The 4,275-nt window shown below is 38.9% G+C and carries 4 protein-coding genes and 1 pseudogene; 1 reads left to right on the top strand and 4 read right to left on the bottom strand.

What is annotated here, in order from left to right; all coding sequences use genetic code 11:
* Positions 1–245 precede the first annotated feature (245 nt).
* A pseudogene (locus H5200_RS22805) lies at positions 246–1,449 on the top strand (IS256 family transposase).
* 3 nt (positions 1,450–1,452) lie between these two features.
* Here the strand turns inward: H5200_RS22805 and H5200_RS22800 are convergent.
* From H5200_RS22800 to H5200_RS22790, 4 genes are read right to left on the bottom strand one after another with little or no spacing between them, the layout of a single operon-like run.
* The gene (locus H5200_RS22800; RefSeq protein ID WP_259399272.1) at positions 1,453–2,061 is read right to left on the bottom strand and encodes a TniB family NTP-binding protein; all 609 of its coding nucleotides are present in this window, start codon (positions 2,059–2,061) and stop codon (positions 1,453–1,455) included.
* Between the two features lie 2 nt (positions 2,062–2,063).
* Positions 2,064–3,479, bottom strand: a complete 1,416-nt coding sequence (locus tag H5200_RS22795) for a Mu transposase C-terminal domain-containing protein (protein ID WP_310737062.1) — start codon at positions 3,477–3,479, stop codon at positions 2,064–2,066.
* Positions 3,480–3,528: 49 nt separating this feature from the next.
* The gene (locus H5200_RS24195; RefSeq protein WP_259399271.1) at positions 3,529–3,852 is read right to left on the bottom strand and encodes a hypothetical protein; all 324 of its coding nucleotides are present in this window, start codon (positions 3,850–3,852) and stop codon (positions 3,529–3,531) included.
* Positions 3,845–4,189: a hypothetical protein gene (locus H5200_RS22790; protein WP_259399270.1), complete on the bottom strand. Its 345-nt coding sequence runs from the start codon at positions 4,187–4,189 to the stop codon at positions 3,845–3,847. The genes H5200_RS24195 and H5200_RS22790 overlap by 8 nt, the downstream gene beginning before the upstream one ends.
* Positions 4,190–4,275: the final 86 nt, after the last annotated feature.

Raw genomic sequence — 4,275 nt, 5'->3', positions numbered from 1 at the left:
TCATCACATTGAGATAATGCTTTTTCAACCGCTTGAACTTTAAATTCTTGTGTAAATCGACGTCTCATTTTTATCTGCCTCTATTAAAAGTTAGAGGCGACAACTATCCTGACACAGGGGGATAGCTACTCCCCTTTCAGTCTGGATGATTAATAATCCAATCGCTTCAACGTTACTGATGTTGACACGGGAGTGTTCAAAAATCTGTGTCATTTGATTAAACTGATAAAAAACATGAATGACACATGACAAATCAATTCAACTTCGAAGATGCCGTTAAAGCGCTTCAATCAGGTAAAAAGCTAAACGGTAAAGATGGTGTACTTACATCACTTATCAAACAATTAACCGAGTCAGCGCTCCAGGCTGAGCTTGAACATCACCTCGCTAATGAGCAGGCGCCTAACCGTAAAAATGGCTTTAGCACGAAGACGATTAAGTCACCTGCTGGCAATTTTGAGCTAGAGACGCCTAGAGACCGCAGTGGTAGCTTTGAGCCTCAGCTCATCAAGAAGAACCAAACGACATTGAGTGACGAAATAGACTCAAAAATACTCTCCATGTTCAGTATGGGGATGAGCTATCGTGATATTAATAAGCACATTGAAGATATGTACGGCATGAACGTCGCCACTGGCACCATCAGTGCTGTGACCGATAAACTTATTTCCAGAGCTTAAAGCATGGCAACAGCGCCCTCTCGATAGTCACTACCCGATTGTGTGGCTTGATGCTATTCATTACAAAGTCAAAGAAGATGGCCGTTATATTAGTAAAGCCGTTTATACGTTATTAGGGCTAGATATTCATGGCAAAAAAGAAATACTTGGCTTGCATTTATCCGAAAATGAAGGCGCTAATTACTGGTTGTCGGTACTTACCGACTTAAATAATCGAGGCGTTAAAGACATACTAATTGCATGCGTTGATGGGCTAACAGGCTTTCCAGAAGCCATTGCAGCTATATTTCCCGAGACAGAAGTTCAATTATGTATTGTTCATCAAATACGAAATTCAATGAAGTATGTCGCGTCAAAGAATCAAAAAGCATTTATGGCCGACTTAAAGCCCGTTTATCGCGCATCAACAAAAGAAGCAGCAGAGATAGCACTTGATGAGCTGGAGGCTAAATGGGGGGACGCTTATCCGCTAGTGATCAACTCATGGCGTAATAAATGGCATAATTTATCAGCCTATTTCAAGTACCCTGAGCCTATACGTAGGGTCATATACACAACGAATGCGGTGGAAGCAGTCCATCGTCAGTTTAGGAAATTAACGAAAACAAAAGGCGCTTTTCCAAATGAAAATAGCTTGTTGAAGTTGCTTTATGCTGGCATATTAAATGCTACCGAGAAATGGACAATGCCCATACACAATTGGAGCCTTTGTTTATCTCAGTTGGCAATTTATTTTAAAGGGCGTTTAGATAACGTGCTCGATCTTTAAATTTTAAGCTGACACAGAATCTTGAACGCCCTCTACCAATAAACGCGATGACCATTGAGGTTCGTCTGCTATTTTTTCTGCCCACGGCATACCAACTAATACTATCGATACGCCCGCTTCATCATTAATATACTTTAATCTGTTAGCAATCTCGCGGCGTTTTTTACCTTGGTTATGCTCAATTAGCTCTTGAAACTCATCAATAATTATCAGCTCTGTGCCACACGTTTTTAGGCACTTTATTAATGATGTCGTTAACCGAGTACCATTTACTCGCAGTTTCCGCTCTGTACTACCTACTTGCCCTAAGTCTTTAAGAAGCTCGGCTAAAGTAGATTCTAGTGTCGGATTGCTAGGTATGCGGCTGACTAATACAGGGTGATTCATCACTCCATTAATAAATTGCGGTAAGTGACGTTCTTTATACTGTTTTATTAGTGCTGTTTTACCTGTGCCTGTATCGCCATTTAACAGCATGCAAGGCTTTTCACCTGTTAGCCCTTTACCAAGTCTTAATCTGTCAAAGTCATTAAATACCGTGCTTATTATTGGGTATTCAATAAATACATCGCGAAATTCATTAAGCTTTTCTTTTTGTTTGTCGGTCAGCATAATTAAAATCCATCTAAGTCTGAAATAAAGTCATCCCAGCTATCTGTTGGTTGCTCTTTAGGTGTAACCTTTTTGTGTTCTACTGGCTCGCTCTGAGCTATTGATTTCTGCGAGTCGCTACTAACATTTTGATGCTTAGCTAATGCTTTACCGCCTTTTACTTTTGAGTGTTTTGGCGCATTTTTTAACTCTTCAAACTCGTTTTGAATTTTATTATGAATAAACATACGCGCTTTTGCTAAGCCGACATTATCGATAGAGCCCGAAATAAAATCGCGATGAATACGTATATTTATTTTATGCTGATTCAAACTTAAATTTTGAGTGTAACCGTTTGGATCTATGCATGGCACTTTTATGTAATGCTCTAGCTTATCGAGGTAAACGTATATATAAGAAATATCATCGGGATTTAATTTAATTAAAACTTCTTGAGATACCTTATGGCTGAATTGCTTTCTATAATTGGCCAGCTCAGTACTGTCGTAGCTTAAGTTTTCTAGCCGTATCCCACCTTTACGAAGCACCCGATGATTTGAAATACTGAGCACAACATCCAGTTGTTGAAGATCATCATTACTCAGCACTGTTGGTGGTAACGTATTAAAGCCTTGATCCCATTGTTGGCTTGGTATGTACTTAAATCGGCTATCGGCATCTTGATGATAAACGTCTACTACCCATTTATGAAATAACTGCATAAAGGTAGTAAAGCGCATGATTGCATCTTTTTTGGGATTGTATTCATGCTTTTGTAAAATGTTAGAAAAAGTTTTACCAGGAACAGGGTCTAATAATTCAGTGTTAATTGTGCCGAACATACGTTCTACAAAGGGTTTTAACCAAGGCTTTGCGACAGGGTTATATTGAGTATTAATGCCTATTTCTTCAAAAGCTAGTTCAAGGCTGTTGCTCCAAAATTCAGCGCCATTATCAACAACGAGTGTTTCAATTTTACCAGCACACTTCCACTCATTTACCGTATCAGGGTATAGCTTTGCCACTTCACTTTTAGGTTTCATCGCATTTAGCATTGCTCGCCTTACTGCGTCGTAGCTAGGCTCACTGAAGCTGAAGTAATAGCCAACAATACAATGGCTATACACATCAACTAACATGGTGAGTGTCGGCCGACCAAGCGGGATATGTAGCTCATCATCCAATAAAATAAGATCAAGGGGTGTATGGTCAATTTCAACTTTTTCGAGTACTCGGGTAGGCCGCGTATGCCCTTCTACTTTATTAAAAGCAATATCAGCAAGGCGCTTACCATAACGAGCAAGCATTACTTCGTATTGCGGTAAGTTATCTATTCTATTTTTAAATGCTTTGTATGTTAAAGGCTTTAAATCACTGCCTACAACACTGTCGTTTTCAATGATAACTAAGTCTGCGTAATACTTATAAGCCGAAGCCACTGATGGCTTTTCTTTTACTAAGTAACGCTCAAGTGCCTTTTCAAAAAACTTATCGGTGGCTTGGTATTAGCGCCATGATATTTTTATCTGCATTGGTATAAGCGCTATACCATCGTGCAGCTGTTCTCCAGCTGGGCTTTTTTTCTCCCTCAACTTCGGGCATTACTTTTAATAAAGGCTCAAGGTTTTTTTGTGTCCAACCGCCTTGAATATTAGCCTCAAGCCATTGAATATATTTAAGCTTAGCAAATGTTGTTGTTTTAATTTTTTCAGGAAGGGCTTGTAAATCTTTGGCGTAATTTTGAGGTAGTTTGGTCTCTACTTTTGGTAATGGCTGGTTAAATTCGTCATCAAACAAACCATCATTAAACATTGTTGGACCAAATTGCTGTTTCTATTGATATTTCATTTGTAGTTAAGTCGGCAAATAACTGCCCTAATGATAATAAACGTAACACCGTAGCAAGTAACTCACCGGCAGTTACTTTTAAAAAGCTAACTAACTGGCCCACTTTAATAGAGCCGTATTGCTTAACTAGTTCTAACACTGATGCTTGCAGCTCTGTTAGAGACTGAAAACCAGAGTAGCGATGCAAAAGTTTTAAGTTATTGAGTATTGGGTATACACGGATTTGCTTATCAGTAACCAGTATTAAATCTCGTCCACCTTGCTTATACCAATCTGCCAAATTATGTGATCTAATTAGCACACTGATACTTATCTACTTTTACTAAATTGAACTTAGAAAAATCCAAGCAACTTTTAGCTTTATCACGTAAAGAGCCTAATGCGAGA

It is taken from the genome of Pseudoalteromonas sp. SG43-7, assembly GCF_014164295.1.
Taxonomy (GTDB): domain Bacteria; phylum Pseudomonadota; class Gammaproteobacteria; order Enterobacterales; family Alteromonadaceae; genus Pseudoalteromonas; species Pseudoalteromonas rhizosphaerae.
Note: the sequence above shows the minus strand (reverse complement) of the source record. Positions and strands in the feature narration are given on the sequence as shown.